This is a genomic window from Methylobacterium sp. (assembly GCF_019745455.1).
GTDB lineage: Bacteria > Pseudomonadota > Alphaproteobacteria > Rhizobiales > Beijerinckiaceae > Methylobacterium.
Window position 1 is genome coordinate 1 of the sequence record NZ_JAIETD010000057.1, and the last position, 18827, is coordinate 18827.

Annotated in this window: 15 protein-coding genes and 3 pseudogenes; 9 read left to right on the forward strand and 9 right to left on the reverse strand. The window is 64.0% G+C overall.

Annotated features, from left to right (window positions below; translation table 11 throughout):
* Window positions 1–163 precede the first annotated feature (163 nt).
* The 3 genes from K2Y56_RS13820 (at window position 164) to K2Y56_RS13830 (ending at window position 3522) form a co-directional block, all read left to right on the forward strand.
* Window positions 164–2185 carry a hypothetical protein gene (locus K2Y56_RS13820; protein ID WP_292508332.1) on the forward strand — a complete coding sequence of 674 codons (2022 nt, stop codon included), beginning with the start codon at window positions 164–166 and terminating at the stop codon, window positions 2183–2185.
* A gap of 322 nt (window positions 2186–2507) precedes the next feature.
* Window positions 2508–3089 (forward strand): recombinase family protein, encoded by a 582-nt coding sequence (locus tag K2Y56_RS13825; protein ID WP_292508335.1) that lies wholly within the window; start codon window positions 2508–2510, stop codon window positions 3087–3089.
* Between the two features lie 4 nt (window positions 3090–3093).
* Window positions 3094–3522, forward strand: a complete 429-nt coding sequence (locus tag K2Y56_RS13830) for a hypothetical protein (RefSeq protein WP_292508338.1) — start codon at window positions 3094–3096, stop codon at window positions 3520–3522.
* A 102-nt stretch (window positions 3523–3624) separates the two neighbouring features.
* On the opposite strand, the gene K2Y56_RS13835 is transcribed toward K2Y56_RS13830, so the two are convergent.
* Window positions 3625–4059, reverse strand: coding sequence for a MucR family transcriptional regulator (locus K2Y56_RS13835; RefSeq protein ID WP_366848797.1), 435 nt, complete (start codon window positions 4057–4059; stop codon window positions 3625–3627).
* Between the two features lie 798 nt (window positions 4060–4857).
* Between K2Y56_RS13835 and K2Y56_RS13840 the strand changes: the two genes are divergently transcribed.
* From K2Y56_RS13840 to K2Y56_RS13850, 3 genes are all read left to right on the forward strand, one after another.
* Window positions 4858–5115 (forward strand): hypothetical protein, encoded by a 258-nt coding sequence (locus tag K2Y56_RS13840; RefSeq protein WP_292508341.1) that lies wholly within the window; start codon window positions 4858–4860, stop codon window positions 5113–5115.
* The gene (locus tag K2Y56_RS13845) at window positions 5108–5725 is read left to right on the forward strand and encodes a hypothetical protein (RefSeq protein WP_292508343.1); all 618 of its coding nucleotides are present in this window, start codon (window positions 5108–5110) and stop codon (window positions 5723–5725) included. The genes K2Y56_RS13840 and K2Y56_RS13845 overlap by 8 nt, the downstream gene beginning before the upstream one ends.
* A gap of 113 nt (window positions 5726–5838) precedes the next feature.
* Complete coding sequence (locus K2Y56_RS13850; RefSeq protein ID WP_292508346.1) at window positions 5839–7521, forward strand: type IV secretory system conjugative DNA transfer family protein; 1683 nt, start codon at window positions 5839–5841, stop codon at window positions 7519–7521.
* Between the two features lie 164 nt (window positions 7522–7685).
* Here K2Y56_RS13850 and K2Y56_RS13855 read toward each other — a convergent pair whose 3' ends face one another.
* Genes K2Y56_RS13855 through K2Y56_RS13865 form a run of 3 tightly spaced genes read right to left on the reverse strand, consistent with a single transcriptional unit; the run spans window position 7686 to window position 9593 of the window.
* Window positions 7686–8285, reverse strand: coding sequence for a hypothetical protein (locus K2Y56_RS13855; protein ID WP_292508349.1), 600 nt, complete (start codon window positions 8283–8285; stop codon window positions 7686–7688).
* Window positions 8269–9075: a chromosome partitioning protein gene (locus tag K2Y56_RS13860; protein WP_292508352.1), complete on the reverse strand. Its 807-nt coding sequence runs from the start codon at window positions 9073–9075 to the stop codon at window positions 8269–8271. Before K2Y56_RS13860 ends, K2Y56_RS13855 begins: the two co-directional genes overlap by 17 nt.
* A gap of 5 nt (window positions 9076–9080) precedes the next feature.
* Window positions 9081–9593 (reverse strand): hypothetical protein, encoded by a 513-nt coding sequence (locus tag K2Y56_RS13865; protein ID WP_292508355.1) that lies wholly within the window; start codon window positions 9591–9593, stop codon window positions 9081–9083.
* A gap of 271 nt (window positions 9594–9864) precedes the next feature.
* On the opposite strand from K2Y56_RS13865, the gene K2Y56_RS13870 reads away from it, so the two are divergent.
* Both K2Y56_RS13870 and mobF read left to right on the forward strand, forming a co-directional pair.
* Window positions 9865–10158, forward strand: coding sequence for a hypothetical protein (locus tag K2Y56_RS13870; RefSeq protein WP_292508358.1), 294 nt, complete (start codon window positions 9865–9867; stop codon window positions 10156–10158).
* Window positions 10158–13088: a MobF family relaxase gene (gene mobF / locus K2Y56_RS13875; RefSeq protein ID WP_292508361.1), complete on the forward strand. Its 2931-nt coding sequence runs from the start codon at window positions 10158–10160 to the stop codon at window positions 13086–13088. Before K2Y56_RS13870 ends, mobF begins: the two co-directional genes overlap by 1 nt.
* 410 nt (window positions 13089–13498) lie before the next feature.
* Here mobF and repC read toward each other — a convergent pair whose 3' ends face one another.
* From repC to repA, 3 genes are all read right to left on the reverse strand, one after another.
* On the reverse strand, window positions 13499–14749 hold the full coding sequence (gene repC / locus K2Y56_RS13885; protein WP_292508362.1) for a plasmid replication protein RepC: 1251 nt from the start codon (window positions 14747–14749) through the stop codon (window positions 13499–13501).
* Between the two features lie 187 nt (window positions 14750–14936).
* Window positions 14937–15953 carry a plasmid partitioning protein RepB gene (gene repB, locus K2Y56_RS13890; RefSeq protein ID WP_292508365.1) on the reverse strand — a complete coding sequence of 339 codons (1017 nt, stop codon included), beginning with the start codon at window positions 15951–15953 and terminating at the stop codon, window positions 14937–14939.
* Window positions 15950–17179, reverse strand: coding sequence for a plasmid partitioning protein RepA (gene repA, locus K2Y56_RS13895; RefSeq protein ID WP_292508368.1), 1230 nt, complete (start codon window positions 17177–17179; stop codon window positions 15950–15952). The genes repB and repA overlap by 4 nt, the downstream gene beginning before the upstream one ends.
* 528 nt (window positions 17180–17707) lie before the next feature.
* Between repA and K2Y56_RS13900 the strand changes: the two are divergent.
* A pseudogene (locus K2Y56_RS13900) lies at window positions 17708–17909 on the forward strand (IS110 family transposase); the annotation flags it as partial.
* A gap of 250 nt (window positions 17910–18159) precedes the next feature.
* Here the strand turns inward: K2Y56_RS13900 and K2Y56_RS13905 are convergent.
* Both K2Y56_RS13905 and K2Y56_RS13910 read right to left on the reverse strand, forming a co-directional pair.
* Window positions 18160–18484 (reverse strand): annotated as a pseudogene (locus K2Y56_RS13905) (transposase); the annotation flags it as partial.
* 65 nt (window positions 18485–18549) lie between these two features.
* Window positions 18550–18753: pseudogene (locus tag K2Y56_RS13910) on the reverse strand (UDP-glucose 4-epimerase GalE); the annotation flags it as partial.
* Window positions 18754–18827: the final 74 nt, after the last annotated feature.

The following is an 18827-nucleotide window of genomic DNA, read 5'->3' on the forward strand; positions in this document are numbered from 1 at the left end:
AATCCCTAAGCCCTATCAATGCCTTACGCTACGCTCGCCACCACAGATCCACTGCCCTCGTGAATAAGACAGGCTAGGGGGTTTAAAGCGTGGAGAAGACGATCCTATCGTAAAGATGCTGGAGCGCTCCCGCAACCTTAACCGCTCATTCGATGAGATAAGCATGACGTCCCGATCTGCTTGCGTTACCGATTACGAGCATCTCTACGCACGGGGCTACTATGCCCATGCCGATGGAGCAACATCCTTTGACGTTGCAAGGCTTCCGGCCCTTGTTGCTCAACGGTCATCCATGTTCGGGCGTGCTGTTCTCGATCTTGGCGGTGGTAATGGTGAGCTAGGCCGCGCGCTCAGCGATTATCGCGTAAAAACGCTGACGATCGATGCGGCCGATCGGCAGGAAGCCGACTACATTCGTTTGGATCTCTCGCGGTACGACCCTCAGACTGTAGAGATCGTGCGCCGACGCATCTATGCGTATTTAGGTGACGCCTATCTTTCCACGTGCTTCGACGTCGGCGAGCATATCGACCTTGAGCACATTGGGCAATTTATCCTAAATACTGCGGCGCTTGTTGATCGGGAGTGTGTAATCTCTATCTCGACGCGCCCGAGTTCTGCAGCGAACCGGTATCATCCCAGCGTCCTTCCTATCGCAACGTGGCAGTACCTTTTCAGCCTAGCTGGCTTTTCGTCCGAACCTGACGTGGAGCTACAATCGCTACGATCTAACCATCGCTTCCGGTCATCGGACGCCAATCTAATCGCCGTCGCTCATTGGCAGCGGTTAGATCCGTTCCGCGAGAATAGCCTTAGTCACCAGCACTACCTTCGATTAAAGCGGTTTACGTACGAACTACCAGCCGCGCGTGAAATACTTGAGTGCATAGATGAAGTGCTCGATGTTAAGTACCGTCGCATCAAGCGTCAAAGCATCAGTGCTATAGATATACCCACAATTACCTTCAACGTAAACTTTATTCAGGACTGGTCATTTGCGCGATCCTTAATGGATATTTGTCCAGCGGGTCAGTTCCAGGTTGTCATTCGGAACGATATTATTGCCGAACCATATTGTTACATGTTATGTGGGTTGTTAGAACGAACTGGCTGCCGGCATATGTCTGTTTCAAATGTCGCGGAGGCAGTTGTAGGTTTCGATACGTGGGGTGATTTTGGCGGCACGCTGGCTATTACTGCAACTGAAGGAGTGCCATCTGTAACCCACTTGATGGGCTCATTGATGATGCTTGAGATTGCACAGCGTGGCGCCCAGACGCTGTGCTTGCAACATGGGATGACGGTTTTAAGCTCTCAAACTCCTGCTTCAGCAGTAATTGGCGTGTGGAGCGACGATGAGGTTGATAGTCTGCGAACCACATTGTCCCTAAAACAAGGGCCAGACATCATGTGCACTGGCTCGACTAAATTTCTAGATGCATTACTCCCCAGCTCACGGAATGTTCTTGAGTTTCGTTTCGGTGTAATGCCTGGGGATTTCAGTCAGATTATATTGGTAGGACTGAATTTACATTGGGCAATTCATCAACACAGCGCTGAGGAAACTCTTAGTTGGCTCGAACGCTTAAGTGCAAAAAATCAGGATACTTTGTTTATTATTAGACCGCACCCTGACGATTCGAGCATATATAGTGCAGAAGCGCTTTTGTCAAAAAAGAACGTTATGCTGTTGGATGAAATGCTTCTTTTAAGCATGGACATGCAAATTAGTAGGATCTTGAAGGGTGTTGATGCTGTAATAACAACTTACTCTACGTTAGCTATAGATGCCGTAGCTGCTGGCAAGCCCGTAATATTGCTGCCATTCTCAAAATTTGATCATACATCGACACAATATCTAAAAAAATCCGCGCCTTGGATAAGTTCTGGTATTGAGTTACCTGTTTTAGATCACACATCGTGGTCAAAAGGCGAAGTCCCGAACTTTCGTCTTGCCGGAAACGCTCAATCTAGTTTGTCGAAGAGTTCTTGGTTCAACCCCAGTTTGAATAGCATACAAAATATATGCTCATTGGCGGCGCGCTCGTTGATAGATAGAAACGAAGATCAAATATCGCGTATGTCTATAGCTCTTGCTTCTGCTATCAAGAGTTTATGTCTAGATAAAAATCCTCATAGAGATAGGGAACTAGTTACAAGGGCAATTCAAAGATTTATAGCTTGATTTGTATGTGTTAAGGACGGACGCTTTCGCTATTATTAATTAGCCTTATTTAGAAGTCGATGCCGCCATCGATGCATATAGAGTATTGTAAATCGCTTGGATATGTCGTCGAAATCGATAACGGTTGGCATTTATCTTGGTTTCTTGGAAGAAACTGACTTTCACCATCGATCCAGGAAAATAATTTGTGTACGATAAACGATCGTTTTCCTTACGTAGCCGGATCCGCTTGCATGAACCGGCTTAAACAGGCCTTGTGTTGCCAGGAAAACGTGGCAGGAAAACTACTGACAGATAAACGCGTTTAGTCCACTATCCTGGCATGCTCGTCGGATATGCCCGCGTTTCCACTCTCGACCAGAACCTCGACCTCCAGCGCGACGCGCTGACCAAGGCCGGATGCGAGCGCCTGTTCGAGGAGAAGAAGTCCGGCAAGGCCGGGACTAAGCGACCCGAGTTCGAGGCGGCGCTTGCCTACCTGCGTCCCGAAGACGTGCTCGTCGTGTGGAAGCTCGACCGCCTCGGCCGTTCCCTCGTGGAGATGATGCGCACCATCGACGGGCTACGGGTGAAGGACGTCCACTTCCGATCCCTCACCGAGCAGTTCGACAGCGCCACCGCCCATGGCCGCTTCGCCCTGCAGATGCACGGTGCCATGGCCGAGTACTTCCTCGACCTCAACCGTGAGAGGACGATGGAGGGCCTCAAGGCTGCCCTCGCCCGCGGTCGCAAGGGCGGCCGCCCGAAGAAGCTGAGCGAGGCCGACATCGCCGCTGGCCGGGCGATGCTGGCCGCCGGCGACATTCCCATCGCCGCCATCGCCAAGCGCCTCGGCATCAGCCGCTACACCTTTTACAGCTACTTTCCCCGCGCCCGTAGCGCCGCCAATGCCGATCGGGGGTGAGCCCATGCCGATCCGCCCCGAGCATCGCTTTTTCTATCCGATCGACTGGCCTCAGCTCTCGATCGCGATCCGCTTCGGCCGGGCCAAGGGCCGCTGCGAAGCCTGCAAGCGCCCCCATGGACGGATCGTCTACCACCTCGGCGATGGCCGCTGGTGGGACGGAGACACCGGGGCGTGGCGTGACGGGAGAGGAAGGGTCACCCGTCCAACCCTGGGGGTCGATGATGTGCTCGCCCGCGTTCGTACGACCCGGGTCGTGCTGGCTGCCGCCCATCGCGACCACGACACCAGCAATAACGCGAACGCCAACCTCGCCGCCTTCTGTCAGCGCTGCCACATGATCCACGACCGGCCCGAGCATCGCCGGCGCCGCTGGTTCACCCTGTTTCGGCGCAAAGCCCTCGGTGATCTGTTCCGAGGGCCCTACATCTGAACGCAGTATCACTCGGCCGCGGCTGAAACTTCGGGGTCTACGGCAAGCTCGCTGGCCCACGAGCCAGTTTCAAAAGCTTGGTCCAAGACAGGGTGTCTCCCCTCACCCAGGCCGAAGCTTCGAGCGAGGGCGGAGCGCTTCTCGGAATAACTGGCTGCCACCATTGGGTAGTCGGGGGGGGGGGGGGAGCCCCCACTTCGCACGGTAGGTGTCGGGGGTGAGGCCGACGCCAGTGAGGTGACGCTTGAGCGTCTTATAGGGCCGGCCATCCTCGAAGCTGATCAGCGCATCCGGCGTGATGGACGCCCGGATCTGTGTCAGTGTCAGCCGCATGGATGCAGGCGCCGCATTCGCGGCCATGCGAGAGGCCACACCCGCATGAGGCTGCCGACATAGAGCTTCGTACGTCCTGGCGATCAGCGCCGGTAAGTCCGAGGGCGGCACGCTGTTATGTGCGACGTAGGCCGTGATGATGCCGACCATCAGATCGACGAGGCCGACGCTCGTACCCTGTTCGACTTTCAGTTCTTCGTCCATGTCGCCCCCATCTTCTCCACACCATCCCCTGCAGGCTCGCCCTCCTCGGGAGCAGTGCCAACAGAATGTAAGACACTTTCACATGGCAATGCGCGCCAGCGATCTAGCGGCGCGCGATGTATCACGCTTACGGCCAGATCGCTGTGGGTTCCTATCCGCTTATATAGCCATATGTTACATGCGTCATAGGGCGATCAGTTTCTCTATCCCATACCTAAATGGTAACAGGTCCGGATCTATAGGAGATAGAGCTGGACGATCGCCTCCACCAGCATGACGGACCACCCACCCCTGGGGATTTCGCGAGAGGCCTCTACTGAAGGGCCTCCCCATTCAGAGGCAGGGTCGGGAGGTGGGATCCAGCCATGTCCAAGCCGTCCTGCTGGGGTAGATGGGATAGACTGGCTAGAAATAACCCGACTGGAAGACTGTTGCCCCTGTGCTGAAAGAGCGGTCATTTCCCCAGCCGTGCCTTTCAGCGTTTCCTCCCTAGACTCCGGGCCGCTTGCAAATGTGGCCTTTCTTTTTGGCCTAGACAGCCGTCTTCACCATCGTGCGCCGTCGGCCGGACGTTGTGGTCTCGCCTCTGTCTTGCCCTGGCGGCCATCTACTCCTCCCGGCCGCGCAAGGACCCAAGCCTGTGAGCCGGTCTGACGGACCACCTCGTGGGGGCCGATCAATGTGAGCTGAGCAAATCGTATCAATTTTACCGATTTACCAGCCGCTTCAGAAAGACGATCCTTTTATTTCCGCTGTCATCGTTCATCTAGATCAGTTGCAAGGGTCGTTATGCCTCCCATGGACAAGGACGCGCTGCTAAGAGCGCTGTTCAAGGACTTGCTTATCGTCAATACAGAGATTCACCCCGACGTGCGGCAGGCCGAGGTCCGCTGGGCGTCCGAGCTTGGTCTCGTGCGCCCGAACTATAACGTGGTGTCGGCACGTCCCGGCCAAGATCTAAACGGCTTTGGGGCCATCTGGACAGAGGCCGACGAAATGCTCTTTCGAACGCGGGGCGTGGTCGTGCTCAAGCCGCAGGTGCAGGGTCATGCCTGATCAGACAATGCCGGCGAGAACCGGGCGCGACATCATCCTTATCAACGACGCACGCCATCCTCAGTGGGTCGCTACGGCAAACGCTTTCGCCCAGAGGATGGGCTCGACGACCTATACCGTACTTCAGGTTCATCAGCCCGACACGCGCTGGTTCGAGAACAACCGGCTTGCAGTGCCGCAACCTGAGCAACTGGAGGCCTTTGCAAGAGACGGGATCGTACTGCTGCCCACATGGCATCAGGTTCAGATGTTGGCCTACAATCCGAATTCGTTCGCCAGCATCGCAGTCACGACCTGTATCAATGAGGCGGTGTCACGCTACGCGGGTCGTCAGGTCCGCCTCGCGCAGTTGGGAGGATCCGAGATGGATCGCACCGAGCAGCGCAAATTGGCTACACGTGTGCTCCACGCGTTCGACGCCCTCGATGCTGATGGTCTTTCTGCACTGTGCGAGGCGGCCTTTCTGAACGATCCGGAGGTTGCATCAATGCATACTAGATTTAATGATCTTAGGACTCATCATCGTCCCATGTGGCTAGAACAAATCAATGCTGCTTGGCTGAAAGAAAAACTAAATCTCGAAAAATTAGCCTCTTCGGATTATAGGTAACCTATCTCAAGCGTTTATTACGCGATTTCATGCCGCATTCAAACTCAAAGTGAGACAGATTAGCAAGCTATGCTTGCAGCGATGCTGCATACTTTCTTCGTGGTTGACCCGCAATGCGCCTGGTATTCTTGACATTCCTCGCGACCGTGCTCCTAGCCTACCCAGTCGCGGGTTTGATCCAGAACGGGCTCGACCCAACGCATTGGCCTACAGAGGTGAAGCGCCCTGGTGCTTGGTTCGAGACCTTATTATCCCGGCACATGGGCGACGCGCTCGCGATGCCGTATCTGATGCTAATTGGCCGGGCGCCCGACTTCGCGAATGACGGCTGGGCGCTTGCCCCATTCCTCGCCATTTCACCCCTCGTGATCCTGTTTGGCACCGCGCTCCTGCGGCGCGCCAGGCCGGAACAGAAGCGGGACACCTCCGACTTGTTCGGCTCGGCCCGCTTCGCCGCCACGGCAGAGCGTGGGCGGCTCCGCGACGGGCTCGAACTCGGCCGCGACCCGGAAACCGGCCGTGCCGTGCGCATCGCCGTGCAGGGCACGCTCGTCACCATCGCGCCGCCGCGCAAGGGCAAGACGTCGGGCTTGCTCATCCCGAACCTAGCCTTCCCCGAGCCGCAGAGTTGGGGCGGACCCACCGTCGTGTTCGACCCGAAGGGCGAGGTCTACCGTTCCGTGGCCGCACGGCGCCGGGCTCTCGGGCGCCGCGTCGTCTGCCTCGATCCCATGGGTCTGGCCGGCGGCACCGACCACTGGAACCCGCTCCAAGGCCGCGACCCGGACGACGTCCTCTACCTCCAGAGCACCGCCCTGGCCCTTCTGCCGGAGGCCTCCGGTGACGGCGAGGCCTCCGCCTACTTCCGCAACCGGGCCGTCGACCTGATCACCGGCGCGCTGTTGGTCGCCCTGCGCCGGCCGGAGGCATGCACGGTCGTCGAGGTCCAGGACCTCCTGACCGATGAGGCCCGTTTCCTCAAGCTGCTGGAACAGTACGTCACCCACTGGCCCGAGCCCGCGGCCTACGCCGCCATGGAGATCCTGGAGGCCGATCCCAAGACCAAGGATCCGATCAAGTCCACCGCCCTGCAGGCGTTCCAGTGGCTCGCCGACCGGCGCCTGCGCGACCTCGTCGGCACTTCGACCTTCGAGCTGTCGGAGCTGTCCACCGGCGCGGTCGACCTGTTCGTGGCGGTGCCGACCGAGTACAAGGCGGTGCTCGCGCCGTTCCTGCGCTGGTTGTTGTCCGACCTGTTCGCTTCGGTGCGTCGCCACCGCCCGGCCGAGCGGTTGATGATCTTCGTCGACGAGGCCGCGGTGCTCGGCCGGTTCGACGCGCTGCTGACCGCGGCGGGCGAGCTGCCGGGCTACGGCGCCAGCCTGTGGACGATGTGGCAGGACCGAGCCCAACTGGTCGGGCTCTACGGCGAGGCCGGGGCGGACGTGCTGCTCAACACCGCCGAGGTCGTGACCATTTTCGACGTACCCGCTGTCGATCCGGACGAGGCCGAGCGCTGGTCGCGGGCGATCGGCGACTACACCGCCTTCGTCGAGACCCGGACCGCCCCAACCGGCGACGCCAAGGGCACGCCGTCCACGGCCCGCGCCTCGCAGGGCGCACGCCTGATGACCAAGGAGGCGCTGATCGCGATGCCGGCCGACGAGCTCCTGGTGTTTCCCAACAGCGGCGGCCACGCGCGCCATCCCCTGCGCTTGAAGAAGACGGTCGCGCATACCGACCCGCGCTTCCGCAAGCTGATCGCCTCCGTGCCACCGGTCGGCCGGACGCGCTGAGCCGGGAACGCCGCCCCGTAGACGTGCCCGCCATCCGGGCACGCCTCAGCTGACGGTGGAAGGCACCGCCGCCGCGGCTACCAGGATTGATTTGCTCAGCCGCGGCGGCCCGCCGGAACCCCGCGCGTCTGAGGTGAGGCGCGACGGATCGGGCGATCCGGACTTCAGCGTGCGGCCGGTCCGGCGCGGGTCCGCAGCCAGTCTGACGGCACGCGGGTCGCGGCATAGCCCTCCCCCGCGCGCCAGTCGCGCAGCTCGGCCACACCGGCGGTATCCCGCATCAGCGCGTAGGCGCGACCCGCCACGAGGCGGTCCCCGGCGGGCCGCCCGTCCGGCATGACCCAGGCGGCGGTCACATCCCGGTCGCCCCGCACCTCGACCCAGGAGATCGGCGTGTGGCGATAGGCCAGGACCAGCGCGGACATCAGACAGAGCGCGAGCAGGGCGTCGCGGGTGAGCCGGCGCGCGTGGAACGGCAGGCGCCCGCGCCAGACCGCGATGCGGCTGGCGTGGCGCGGCGTTGGCCGGGTATCGGACCCCGCCTCGTCGGCCCGGTTACGGATGGAGAGCAGGAGCTCGCGCCGGTGCTCGGGCAGGAGCTGCGTTGCCCCCTCCTCCAGGGCCGCGAACCGCTCGTGGATCGGGCGCGTCTTCAGCCGGGCGAGCGCGGCGCGGCTGTCCCGCGCGAACCCGGCCGCGGCCTCGTGGGCGGCACGGCCGGCCCCCGTGAGGCGGGCGTGCACGTCCTCAGGCGTTGCGGGCACGCTTGCTCCCCCCTGCCGACGTACCGACCCGGCCCGCGACCGGCGCTTCCTCGACCAGCCAGAGGGCCGCCGGCTTGACCGCCTCCATCACGGCGAGGCGGAACGCGGTGAGATCGCGCAGCATCCGCCCGGCCTGCGCCTGCGAGGTCTGCTTGACCAAGCCCGCCCGGTCGAGCCGGTCGACGCCGCGCAGCTGACCCGCCGCCAGCACCTCGCGCGTCCTGTCCTCCAGCTCGAACTGGCGCAGGTGCGTGACCACCGCGTCGCCGGCGACCCGCTTGAGCAGGTCCGGATCGACGGCGCCCCGCACCGCGTTGGCCACGACGAAGCGGGCGCCCGCCCAGTCCTTGGCCGCGTGCAGCAGCGCGCCGCCGTCGGCGAGCGCGCCGGCCTCGGCGGCGACCACCACCACGAGCCCGAGCTCGATCCCGACCTCGCGCAGCGCCAGTGCCTCGTGCGTCAGGACACCCAGCAGAGATGCCGAGGTGTTGGCGCCGATGTCCACCAGCGTGGCGGTCGCGACCTCGAAGAGCGCGTTGATCACGTCGTCGAACTCGGCTCGCGCCGCCTTGCCGCCGCTGGCGTCGATCGCCTCGCGCGAGGCGCGCATGAGGAAGTGCCGCACGCTGCCGGGCTCGTTGGCGGCCGTCGCGGCCTTGAACTCGGTCAGGCGGTGCACCGACTCGATCTCCAGGATCGGCGCGTCCGGCACCGCCTCGGCCAAGCCGCGGGTCACGGTCGACTTGCCGACGCCGCCGGTTTCCTGGGCGACGAGGAGAACGCGAGGCATGGGTGTCAGTCCTTCTTGAACAGGTGGCTGTGCCGCTCGGCTTGCATCCGGCGGATCTCCGCCTCGGTCAGCGGTGCATCCGTGGCTGATGGAGGCGGCGTACCGCGATCTGCGCGGAGTTCCGGTGCGAGCCGCGACGACCGGGGGGCCGCGCCAGTCAAGGGCGGTACAGATTGCGCGGAGGTTGATCGATCGGGCCGGGCCGCTCGCGCCTCCGCTTTGGCCGCGCGGGCGGCGGCCTGCCGGCGGACGCTGGAGATGACGCCAGTGAGATTGCGCCCGGTGATCGGCTGGCCATCGGCGGTGGTGAACCCCTGTGCCGTGAGGCCGGCCGCGACCGCATCCCAGGTCAGTCCGCCAGCCTGGAGGGCGACCAGGGCGTCGAGGTTGCCGCGCACGATGTCCATCAAGCCCGTGGCGGGCCGACCGCCCGGAGCACCGGCCGTGCGGCGGCTGCCGGGGGTCGCAGCGGCGTCCCGGGCAAGGCGGCGTAGGTCGAAGCGAGGGCGCTGAGCCATGGTGCTACCGTAGCAGAGCCGGGCTTGCCGCGGCGTGCAGCCGATCGCTTGAATACCGAGGGCGACGGCAAGCTGACGTTAACGTCCGGCTGTGAGCGGCAGGCTACGGCTACGCACGGCTTTCGTACGGTAAAGGGTACGGCAGAAAGATGGGTATCACACCACACGCACTGAAGTGCTGGAGCGTTAACCGCACGGCCACATGAGCCTCGCCCCGCCGCCCCGGCCGTGCCACGCCTGCCCGCCCGAACCACACGCAACAGGGGCATCGATGGCTAACGAGGTCAAGCTCACCGTCACCCTGGGGGAGGCCCTCGCCGCCCGGTTGAACGCCGCCGCGGCCGCGCAGGGCTGGTCGGCCGAGAGCCTGGCGGCGGACTGTATCGCCCAAAACCTGGAGGTGGCGCTCCGCCACCGGGTCCTGATCGAGCGGATTGAGCAGATCGACGCCGCCATCCTCGACATGGCCCAAGCCGTCGGTGAACTCGGCGTTCCGTCGGCCGGCATCGACCTCGACAAAATCTGTCGCTTCGGCAAACACGCCGACGGCTCGGATCTGGCCTGATGACCGCCTCGCTGCACCGCCTCGGCGCCGGTGCCGAGGCTGGGTTGTACTACACCAACGACAGCCGGCGCGAGGCACGCCCGGATCGGCGCGACGACTATTATGCCAAGGACGGCGACGGGGTGTGGTGGAGCAACGGCCAGACGGTCGTACGCCACGGCGCGGCGATCGACGCGAACTCGTTCCGCGATCTCTGCGCGGGCTTCCACCCCACCACCGGCAAGCCGCTGGTGCGCGGCGCCGGCCCGGGGCATTGGGCCGGCCAGGACCTCACCCTCACGCCGGGCAAGTCCGTCTCGGTCCTGTGGATGGCCGGCACGCCCGAGCAGCGCGCGGCGATCGAGGCCGCCCATCGCGCCGCAGTCGAGCGGGCGCTCGCCTTCGTGGCGGCAGAGGGGCTGGTCACCGTCCGAACCGGTGCGGGGGGCGTCGATCGACACCACTCAAGCGATTTGATCGTCGGTCGGTTCGATCACTATACCACCCGCGAAGGCGATCCTAATATTCATACGCACTGTGTCTTTATCAATGTTGCCGGCTCACCGGAAAATTCCGGATCCGGTCGATACAAGTCGCAGACTCATCTGACCATCGAGATCGAGCAACTCTACGCGTATCAAATTTGCGTCGGAGCAGCGTATAGGGCGGCCCTGGCGGAGGACCTGCGGCAGCGGTTCGGCCTGCGCTACCGCGAGGCCGGACGCGGGCAGTGGGAAGTCGCCGGACCGCCCGAGGCGCTGCTGGCCGCTTTCTCCAAGCGTTCGGAGCAGATCCTCGACTACGCCGGCGCCGGCGCCACGTCCGCCCAGCGCGAAGTCGCCGCCCTCGCCACCCGCCGGGGCAAGCACGAGCTGCCGACCGGCGCCGAGCTGGAGGTGCGCTGGCACGAAGAGCTCGCCGCCTGCGCACTCGATCCCTGGGACGCCGCGCACCATCCCGAACAGGCCCTCGCGATCGCGGCCGCCCGCGCGGCGGAACGTGAACCCCCGTTCGATCCGCCCGAGATCCCCGGCGAAAGTCCGGTGGCACGCGCTGCATCGGCCCTGTTCCGGCACGAGAGTGTCGTGACGCGCAAAAATTTACTCCAGGGAGCCTTGCAGCTCGCCGGGGTGCAAGGCCTCGGAGTCGGGGTCGTCGAGGCGGAGCTCGCCGACCTAGAACGGGACGGCACGCTTCTGCCGCTGGCGGCCGCCGTGATGGTGCCGGGGGCGAGCGCGTGCTGGACCAGCCCAGGCATCGCCGCGTGCGAGGCACTGATGCTGCGTGCCGCCGATCGCCCGCTGGAACGGGGCTGGATCGCCCCTGATGCCGTGGCGATGGCCTTGGGCCAGGACGATCGCCTTAGCGCGGAACAGGCCGAGGCCGTCCGCCACGCCGCCGGCCCGGATGGGGTGTCGCTTCTTCAGGCCGGAGCCGGCACCGGCAAGACCACGACGGCCGCGGTCTTGGTGGCCGCCGCGCACAACTCCGGGATGCGCGTGATCGGCCTGGCGCCATCCTGGGTCGCAGCCGATGAGCTCGCTCGCTCGACCGGGATCCCGGCGCAGGCGATCGCGCGCTGGCGCCATGACCGCGCCCGGGCGGCGAGGCCGGAGGCCGAGCTCCGGGCCGATGCCGCGGCGCTCGACCGCGACACCCTGGTACTGGTCGACGAGGCGGGCATGGTCGGCAGCCGCGACCTGGAGGCGATCCTGAGCGCCGCGCGGGGGGCCGGGGCGAAGGTGGTGCTGATCGGCGACCGCAAGCAGTTAGCCTCGGTCGCGGGCGCGAGTGGGCTACGGGCGGTGGCCGAGGTAGTCGGGCGCTCGGCGGTGCTCGGCGAGGTGCGTCGTCAGACTGTGGAGTGGCAGCGCGCCGCCTCGGTGGTGATGGCGCGCGGCGACAGTGAGGCGGGCCTGCGCGCCTACGCGGGCCAGCATCAAGTCGAGCTGGTCGCGGGTGCCGAGGCGGCGCAGGCGCGCGTGATCGCGGCTTGGACGGGGCAGCGTGCGAGCTATGGCGACGATGTTCTGATCGTCACCCGGCGCAACGCCGACGCGGCCGCGCTGAACGCCCAGGCGCGGGCTGTGTTGCGGGCCGAGGGCCAGCTCGGACCCGACCTGATCACCGCGACAGCGCGCGACCGCGAGGATCGGCTGGTGCCGCTCGCGCTCGCGCTCGGCGATCATCTCCGGTTCGGCGAGAGCCTGCCGCACCTCGGGCTGCGCAACGGGACCCGCGCCCGAGTCGAGGCTCTGGTCGCGGGCGCAGATGACGATCCGCGCCTCCGCCTGGCGTTGGAGGACGGGCGGGTGATCGAGGCGGCGTGGGACGAGCTGCGGCGGGTCGCCCGGTTCGGCCGTCGGCCCGCACATCCCAAGGTCGTCCACGCCTATGCCGGCACGGCCTACGCGGCGCAGGGCCGGACCTGTTCCGCGGCGGTGGTGTATCTCGGGTCCGGCACCGACGCGCGCGAGGTCTATGTCGGGCTGACGCGCCACCGGCACGAGGCCCGGGTGGTGGTCGAGCGCGACCGGCTCGACGCCCTGTGCCGGCAGCGCCAAGCGGATCCGCGGATGCCGGCCAGCGATACGATGGTTCTGGAGCGGCTGTTCCGGGAAGCGCGGGGCTATCGCGAGAAGGCCAACGTGGTCGACTACGCCGCCGACCGGATCGCGTTCGTGCGCGACGGGGTGCTCGGGCCGCCCGAGCGTATCACTCCAGGGGTCGACGTCGGCCGGGCGGTGCGCGCGGCGAGGACGCTGCGCGAGGCCGCAGCCTGGCTCGGCGTGACGGGCTTAATTGTGCCGGCCTGGCGCCTGGTCGACGCCTCCGGGCGCCGATTGAACCGCGCGCCGACCTCAACGATCCGCCGCTTGGTGGCGCAACTCGCACGCCATCTCGGCCGCCCCGATCCGGAACGCGGTCGCGAGCATGGGATCGAGCGGTAAGCCTCGGCCCGAGGGCATGACCGAATGCGCCTGGGCGTAGCGATCCTAACCGCCCAGGATTACCCGTACGGCCGGCGGAGCAGATCGCCCAGCGCCTAACCTCGGAACAGGGTGGTCCAGCGGCGCCGATGGTGTTCGGGCTGGTCATGGGGCATGAGGCAGCACTGCTAGAACGCGGTGAGATGAGGGTTCGCGTTGTGGGCGGTATCATGGACGCGGTGGGCTGCGGCCGGGACCACCGGGGTCCGACGTCCACCTGTCGCCCGCGACCGTCACACCAAGCGTCGGCCGCCTCGTACCACCAACGACCGTCGCCGAGGTGGATTGGACCACGCTGCACCCGTTCAGCCGGTCGCAAACTTTGCGTGCACCCCGGGCGAGCCCGAACCGGATAGCAATCATCAGGATCCCTAGTTGGCGGCATGGCGGCCGCGGGGTTGCCCAGGCAAGGGCTGCAGTTGAGAGCGCATCAACGCCTGGAGCACCGGGCCGAGGCTGAACTCTCCTCGCCTCTTCCGTTCCACGAGGGCTCGTAGGTACCCACCGGGGCTCTTGATGTGCTCGGCACGCTGGAGGATCGCCGCCACCGTCACCGCGGCGGCGGCATCGCCCATCACCTGGCACGCCTCGCGCCAGGCATCAGAGCTGATGCCGAGCATGGGCCGGATCTTCTCCGCCGTGTCCGCCAAGTCCCTCCAGGAGCGGATCCCTTCCCGGGCGAAGTCCGCTACGTCAGGACAGGCACCAAGGACGAGGCCAAGGGGATAGGTACTCCGTGTACCATCACCGCTCATAGCGTTGGCCTCATCTCGGCGTGGCACATCGGAGGTCTTCATCTCCATTCCGAACGCCTTTTCAGAACCAATAATATCGGGATTTGAATTCTGAATGTGCCGCTCAGATTGGGCGGGAGTGCCGCTCGGTTCTGATGTTTCGTGATGCACGATGAGCAACTTGCCCACATCGGCAGCCAGCGCTGCCAAGGCAGCCTTCGCCTCCTCCAGATGACCGGGCGCGGGCACCCGCGGCAGGGCGCCTACGGCGGCGGCGTAGCGATCCCGTAGTGCCAGCGCGGCCCCTGGTGCACGCTCCTCCGCCTCCAGGGCCTGGATGAGCTTTGCGCAGTCGCGGCGGAGCAGGGTCACGCACTCGCGGGCGACGCGCAGCGCATGCGCCTCAGCTCGAACCTCGCCGGCCAGCGTGGCGATCTCCTCTGCGCGGGCGACGAGGGGCGTGAGATCGAAGCCGTAGGCTTGGTCGATGACTCCCCCCTGCCCTCTCCGAACGTAGCGCTTCCCGTTCGGGCTATCTCGTCGGATGAGGAGCCCGGCCTCAACCAAGGCCGCGAGATGCCGACGAAGCGTCGCCTCGGCGATGCCGTGCGCTCGCAGGGCAAGGGCGGCATTCGAGGGGAAGACGACCAGTCTAGGCCCCTCCCCGGCCGACAGCGCTGTCTCGGGATGGAAGGTCAGAAGCGCGTCGAGAACGGCGAGTGCCCTGTCACTGAGACCGAGCCGGGTGCGAGCCGCGGCGATGTCGCGGAACACCGTCCATTTGTGCACCGTGGTTTCGCGAGGGCAGCCGTCCGCGTTCGCCTGAGCACGGATTTGCGCAGGCGTCACGGGCCGCCGCCCGAAGGGCGTCGTGATGTGCAGATCCATCGTCTGGCCGAGTACCGGGTAAAGACCGGGCGTTCGCCGAATCGACGTCAAAGCGCTTGACGATGTGCCGGGAGATATGGTCCTCTACGTTTGCTAATGACGAGAGGGGGTCTTCCGGACGCGGTTCGGGGGGCCCTTTCTTTTTTGCGGTGTCCTCGTCTCCTTTCAGTTCGTGCTGCGGGTCGGGTTAGCCCTTGCTCTGCCTGTAGGCGGCAAGGATCTCGGGGAGCCGCTCGGCGAGGTAGTCGCCAAAGCCAGGTGCTATCTTCTCATCTGTCGTCACACGCACGCCGGACGTGCTGCGCTCGACGCGAGCGAACTTTAGGCCCCTCGGATCCTTCACGGTCTCGGCGTGAGGCCGTACCTTGCGTGGCGGCGGCACAGCAAGAGCTGCGAGGATCACCGCGAAGCGCTCGTCCGACGGTTTGCCAGCGAGATCTGGAGAAGCGAGGGCGGTATCAATCAGCTCAGGCGATGCGGCCTTGATCCGATCGGCCAGAGTAAGCCACCGCGGTCGCCCTACGGTGGGGGCCGGTCCGATAGTCGATAGAACCTTCGAAGGTATTGCCTCAGCGACAGTCAGAAGGCTGGAAAGGTGGGTCGCCTGCGTCCCCATCGCCTTCGCGATGACATCCCGCGCAACACCCGCCTGGACCATGTTGCCCGCGAAGTGGGCCCGCTCGATGTAGCTGAGGTCGGCCCTGGCGAGGTTCTCGGAGCCCTGTGCGATCAGAAGCTCGGTGTCGCTGAGGGGTCGGACTATAGCGCGCAGCGGGCGCCCAAGGATCTGTGCAGCGCGTCGGCGACGACGGCCATATGCGATTTCGTACCGGCCAGGCTCATTCGGCTTCGGTCGGACAAGCGCCGGGCTCCGCTGCCCCTCCTCGCGGATCTGCTCTACGAAAGCGTCGAACGCGGCATCCGTGGTATCGGGCACACGATCAGCAATCACCGACGGGTCGCAGAAATTAGGATCAAGTTCGATTACGCTTCCATCCCGTTCAGCCTCTGTGACCGTACGGGCAGCATCCTGTTCCTGCCAAAGTGCGCCGAATGAACGAGCCACGCCGGTCCGCTTCGGCAAGCCCGGAGGAGAAATACCAGTTGGTAAGTGGGGCGAAGTCATTGATTCCGTTGATGGCGAGCCTTCCGTCTTGGGCTCTGGGACGCGCCGGGCCATAAGGTCTCGGATGCTCTTGCTCACGCACGCCTCCAGGTGCGGCGGATCAGAAGCTCGATCTCTCGATTGACGTCATCGAATGCGTCGAGTGCCCGGCGATAGGTCGCCCGGCTCACCTCGTCGCTGCGATCCCTCCCAAGAGAGGTTTCATAGATCGTCTGGCCAAGGAGCCCCGAGGTCGAGACCGCCGGCGTCTGCAGCATGGCCTTCGGCAACACGTACGGCCCGAACAAGTCGTTGAGCATCCCGACGACAGATGTCTGAGGAACGCTCTGCGGATCGTACCGAGTGATCAGGTATCGGAACCAGTCGTGCGCCGGGGGAGGGGCCCCCTGCTCCTTAACCGTTTCCATGAGATCGCTCATCATGGTGAGGAACTGGCGCATCGACGCGAGATCAATCATCTGCGGATGAACGGTGATCAGCGTCGCGGTGGCCGCACACAGAGCCGAGATCGCGAAGTAGCCGAGCCGCGGTGGGCAATCGATCACCACCACGTCGTAGTCGACAGCGACGCTCTCCAGCGCTACGGCGAGGCGCGCGAAGAATGGCGGCCCGGCAGCCTTTCGCCTGTCTGGTACGGACATCAACGGGGCGTAGAACTCGTACTCTTCGAGTTCGAGAGTCGCCGAGGCAAGGTCAAGGCCGGGAAAATACGTCTTCCGGATCACCTCGTGCATCGGGCGCTGGCTCTCGCCGTACCGAACCGCGTCGTAGATCGTCGGTCCGCCGTCGTCCGGGCGCATCCCCAGCAGGGTTGATAGGCTGGCTTGAGGATCGGCATCGATCGCCAGCACCCGATAGCCGTGCAGCGTGAGGAAATGCGCGAGACCCGCCGTGTGCGTGGTTTTGGCGGAACCACCCTTGAAGTTCGTCAGCGCAATGACCTGAAGATGCTCGTCCTTCTCGGGATTGCGATGGGGGAGGTAGCCACGCCCTACTCGGTCGATTTCGTGAAGGTAGCTACGGAGGGTGTGGATCTCTGCCAGAGTGAAGTAGCGCCGCCCGGCTGGCCCAATTTCAAGATCCGGTGTGAGGCGGTCGAAGGGCAGCTGCCTAAGGCGTACTTCCGTAATCCCGAGCAGGCGCGCCACCTCGCCGGCGGAGAAGCGGCGAAGCGTTTTCTCTGCGGACGGAGGATAAAATCCAGCAGCGAGATCGCGCAGCTTGCCACCGAGAAGGCGTGCATGAGCCGCCGCTATCTGGGTTGACAGCGTTTCGACCCCGTCGATGGGTACATGCTGGTTCATCGGCCGGCCCCGCTAGCGTTAAAACGGCGACAACCGCCATAACACCGCTAGCGAACGATTGAGACTGATTCGGTGAGTGAAGTCGAGTCCGGCTACGCTTATTTGCAAGCTTGGCCGCGATCACGCCTACGCGCGACACCAGGCCCTGAGGGGTAAGCTAGCCAGCTAACCTCGAACCAGCCTCAAAGGGACTCCCTCTCTGCCAAGCACGACCGTGTCGAGTGTGTATGCCGTGGGGGACATTACGCGTGTTCCGCGCAGCGCGGGTTGGGCGAGGTAACGGCGGTGTATCCTTGCGAAGTCCCTCACGTTCGCGAGCTTGGCTGTCCGACGACACACAACTGTAAATAAGCGCCGAAGCGGGACCCCTGCGTGAAAGTCGGTAACGTCCTAAACGAACGAACGTTTTTCATCTAGACAGGGGGTCCCGATCGGCGCCGACCGGGACCCCGTTCCTTTTTCGATTTCGCTAGTGTTAACAACGCTTTGCCCTGACTATGGTCGGGGTCCTGCTTCACCGCCGATCCACAGACGCTCATCCAGGGCGCTCGGGCCGCGATGCCGACGCTGCGCCAGGGTGATACGCGGCTCGGACAGTGGCTGTGCGGGCTGCCTGGCGAGGGCGCATACCAATACGGCGGTGGTGACCCTGGCAGCCAAGATGGCGCGTATCGTCTGGGCGCTGCTGCGCCACGGGCGCGTCTACGAGCCGACAGCCGTGACTGCCTAATCCGAGTTCGGCCTGCGCGGCGTGCCGGCCTTCCGATGTCTGCAAGCGGTGAGAGGAAGATGGCCTGACAGTCGACCGGTGTTCTGAAAGCCTTTGGCTGGCAAATGGCGCTCGACGCCGACCCCCTTATGAGGCCCAAGACGCGCGGATCTCCATCTTGGCCAAGGGCTCGTCCGAAGGCCGGATACGTTTATGCAGACTACTCAGACCAGCGAATCCAGAGCCACTTGCGGACGGGGCGGGCCATACGTTTGCCCCCCGCGGCACAGCGGTGAGCCTTCACGGCGGTGGAGTCGATCAGCACCTGAGAGGACGGCCCGCCAGCTCGGGCTAGCGTCTCGAACAGCCCGACCCAGATCCCCTTGGCCGCCCAGCGCACGAAGCGATTGTAGAGGGTCTTCCTCGGCCCGTAGAGATCGCGCGGCGCGTCCGTCCAGCGCCCTCCAGATTTGAGCACGTAGACCGATGCCGCTGATCACGCGCCGGTCGTCCAAGCGCTCCTTGCCCCGCGTGTCATTTGGCAAAAGCGGTGCGATCCTCGCAAACTGTTCGTCCGTCAGCCAGAAATGGTCCATTGACCCCTCCGTAGGAGCCTTGAATCACACCCCACCCATCCGTGCCACCGTTATGGGCCCAGACGCTAGTTGTTGCTAAGCTGTGCTTCCCAGGCGAGCGCATGGGCGACAATAGTATCTAAATCGCCATATCGGGGCTGCCATTTCAAATGCTTACGAATGAGCGCAGACTCAGCAATGATTTTGGCTGGATCACCAGCGCGACGTAGGCAGGGTCGTACTTCAAAGTCTCGACCTGAGATTCGTTTCACGACCTCCGCAACCTCAAGGGGTCAGGACATAGAACGGGCACAGATATACGCTAAGCGTCTCTGCGCGCACTTATGGGTCGACTCTATGCGTC

Bases quoted from the DNA above. Each gene is read 5' to 3' on its own strand.
- K2Y56_RS13850 (WP_292508346.1), top strand. From the start codon at position 5,839: ATGCGCCTGGTATTCTTGACATTCCTCGCGACCGTGCTCCTAGCCTAC.
- K2Y56_RS13845 (WP_292508343.1), top strand. From the start codon at position 5,108: ATGCCTGATCAGACAATGCCGGCGAGAACCGGGCGCGACATCATCCTT.
- mobF (WP_292508361.1), top strand. From the start codon at position 10,158: ATGACCGCCTCGCTGCACCGCCTCGGCGCCGGTGCCGAGGCTGGGTTG.
- K2Y56_RS13835 (WP_366848797.1), bottom strand. From the start codon at position 4,059: ATGGACGAAGAACTGAAAGTCGAACAGGGTACGAGCGTCGGCCTCGTC.
- K2Y56_RS13870 (WP_292508358.1), top strand. From the start codon at position 9,865: ATGGCTAACGAGGTCAAGCTCACCGTCACCCTGGGGGAGGCCCTCGCC.
- K2Y56_RS13820 (WP_292508332.1), top strand. From the start codon at position 164: ATGACGTCCCGATCTGCTTGCGTTACCGATTACGAGCATCTCTACGCA.
- K2Y56_RS13825 (WP_292508335.1), top strand. From the start codon at position 2,508: ATGCTCGTCGGATATGCCCGCGTTTCCACTCTCGACCAGAACCTCGAC.
- repA (WP_292508368.1), bottom strand. From the start codon at position 17,179: ATGAACCAGCATGTACCCATCGACGGGGTCGAAACGCTGTCAACCCAG.
- K2Y56_RS13840 (WP_292508341.1), top strand. From the start codon at position 4,858: ATGGACAAGGACGCGCTGCTAAGAGCGCTGTTCAAGGACTTGCTTATC.
- K2Y56_RS13865 (WP_292508355.1), bottom strand. From the start codon at position 9,593: ATGGCTCAGCGCCCTCGCTTCGACCTACGCCGCCTTGCCCGGGACGCC.
- K2Y56_RS13830 (WP_292508338.1), top strand. From the start codon at position 3,094: ATGCCGATCCGCCCCGAGCATCGCTTTTTCTATCCGATCGACTGGCCT.
- repC (WP_292508362.1), bottom strand. From the start codon at position 14,749: ATGGATCTGCACATCACGACGCCCTTCGGGCGGCGGCCCGTGACGCCT.
- K2Y56_RS13860 (WP_292508352.1), bottom strand. From the start codon at position 9,075: ATGCCTCGCGTTCTCCTCGTCGCCCAGGAAACCGGCGGCGTCGGCAAG.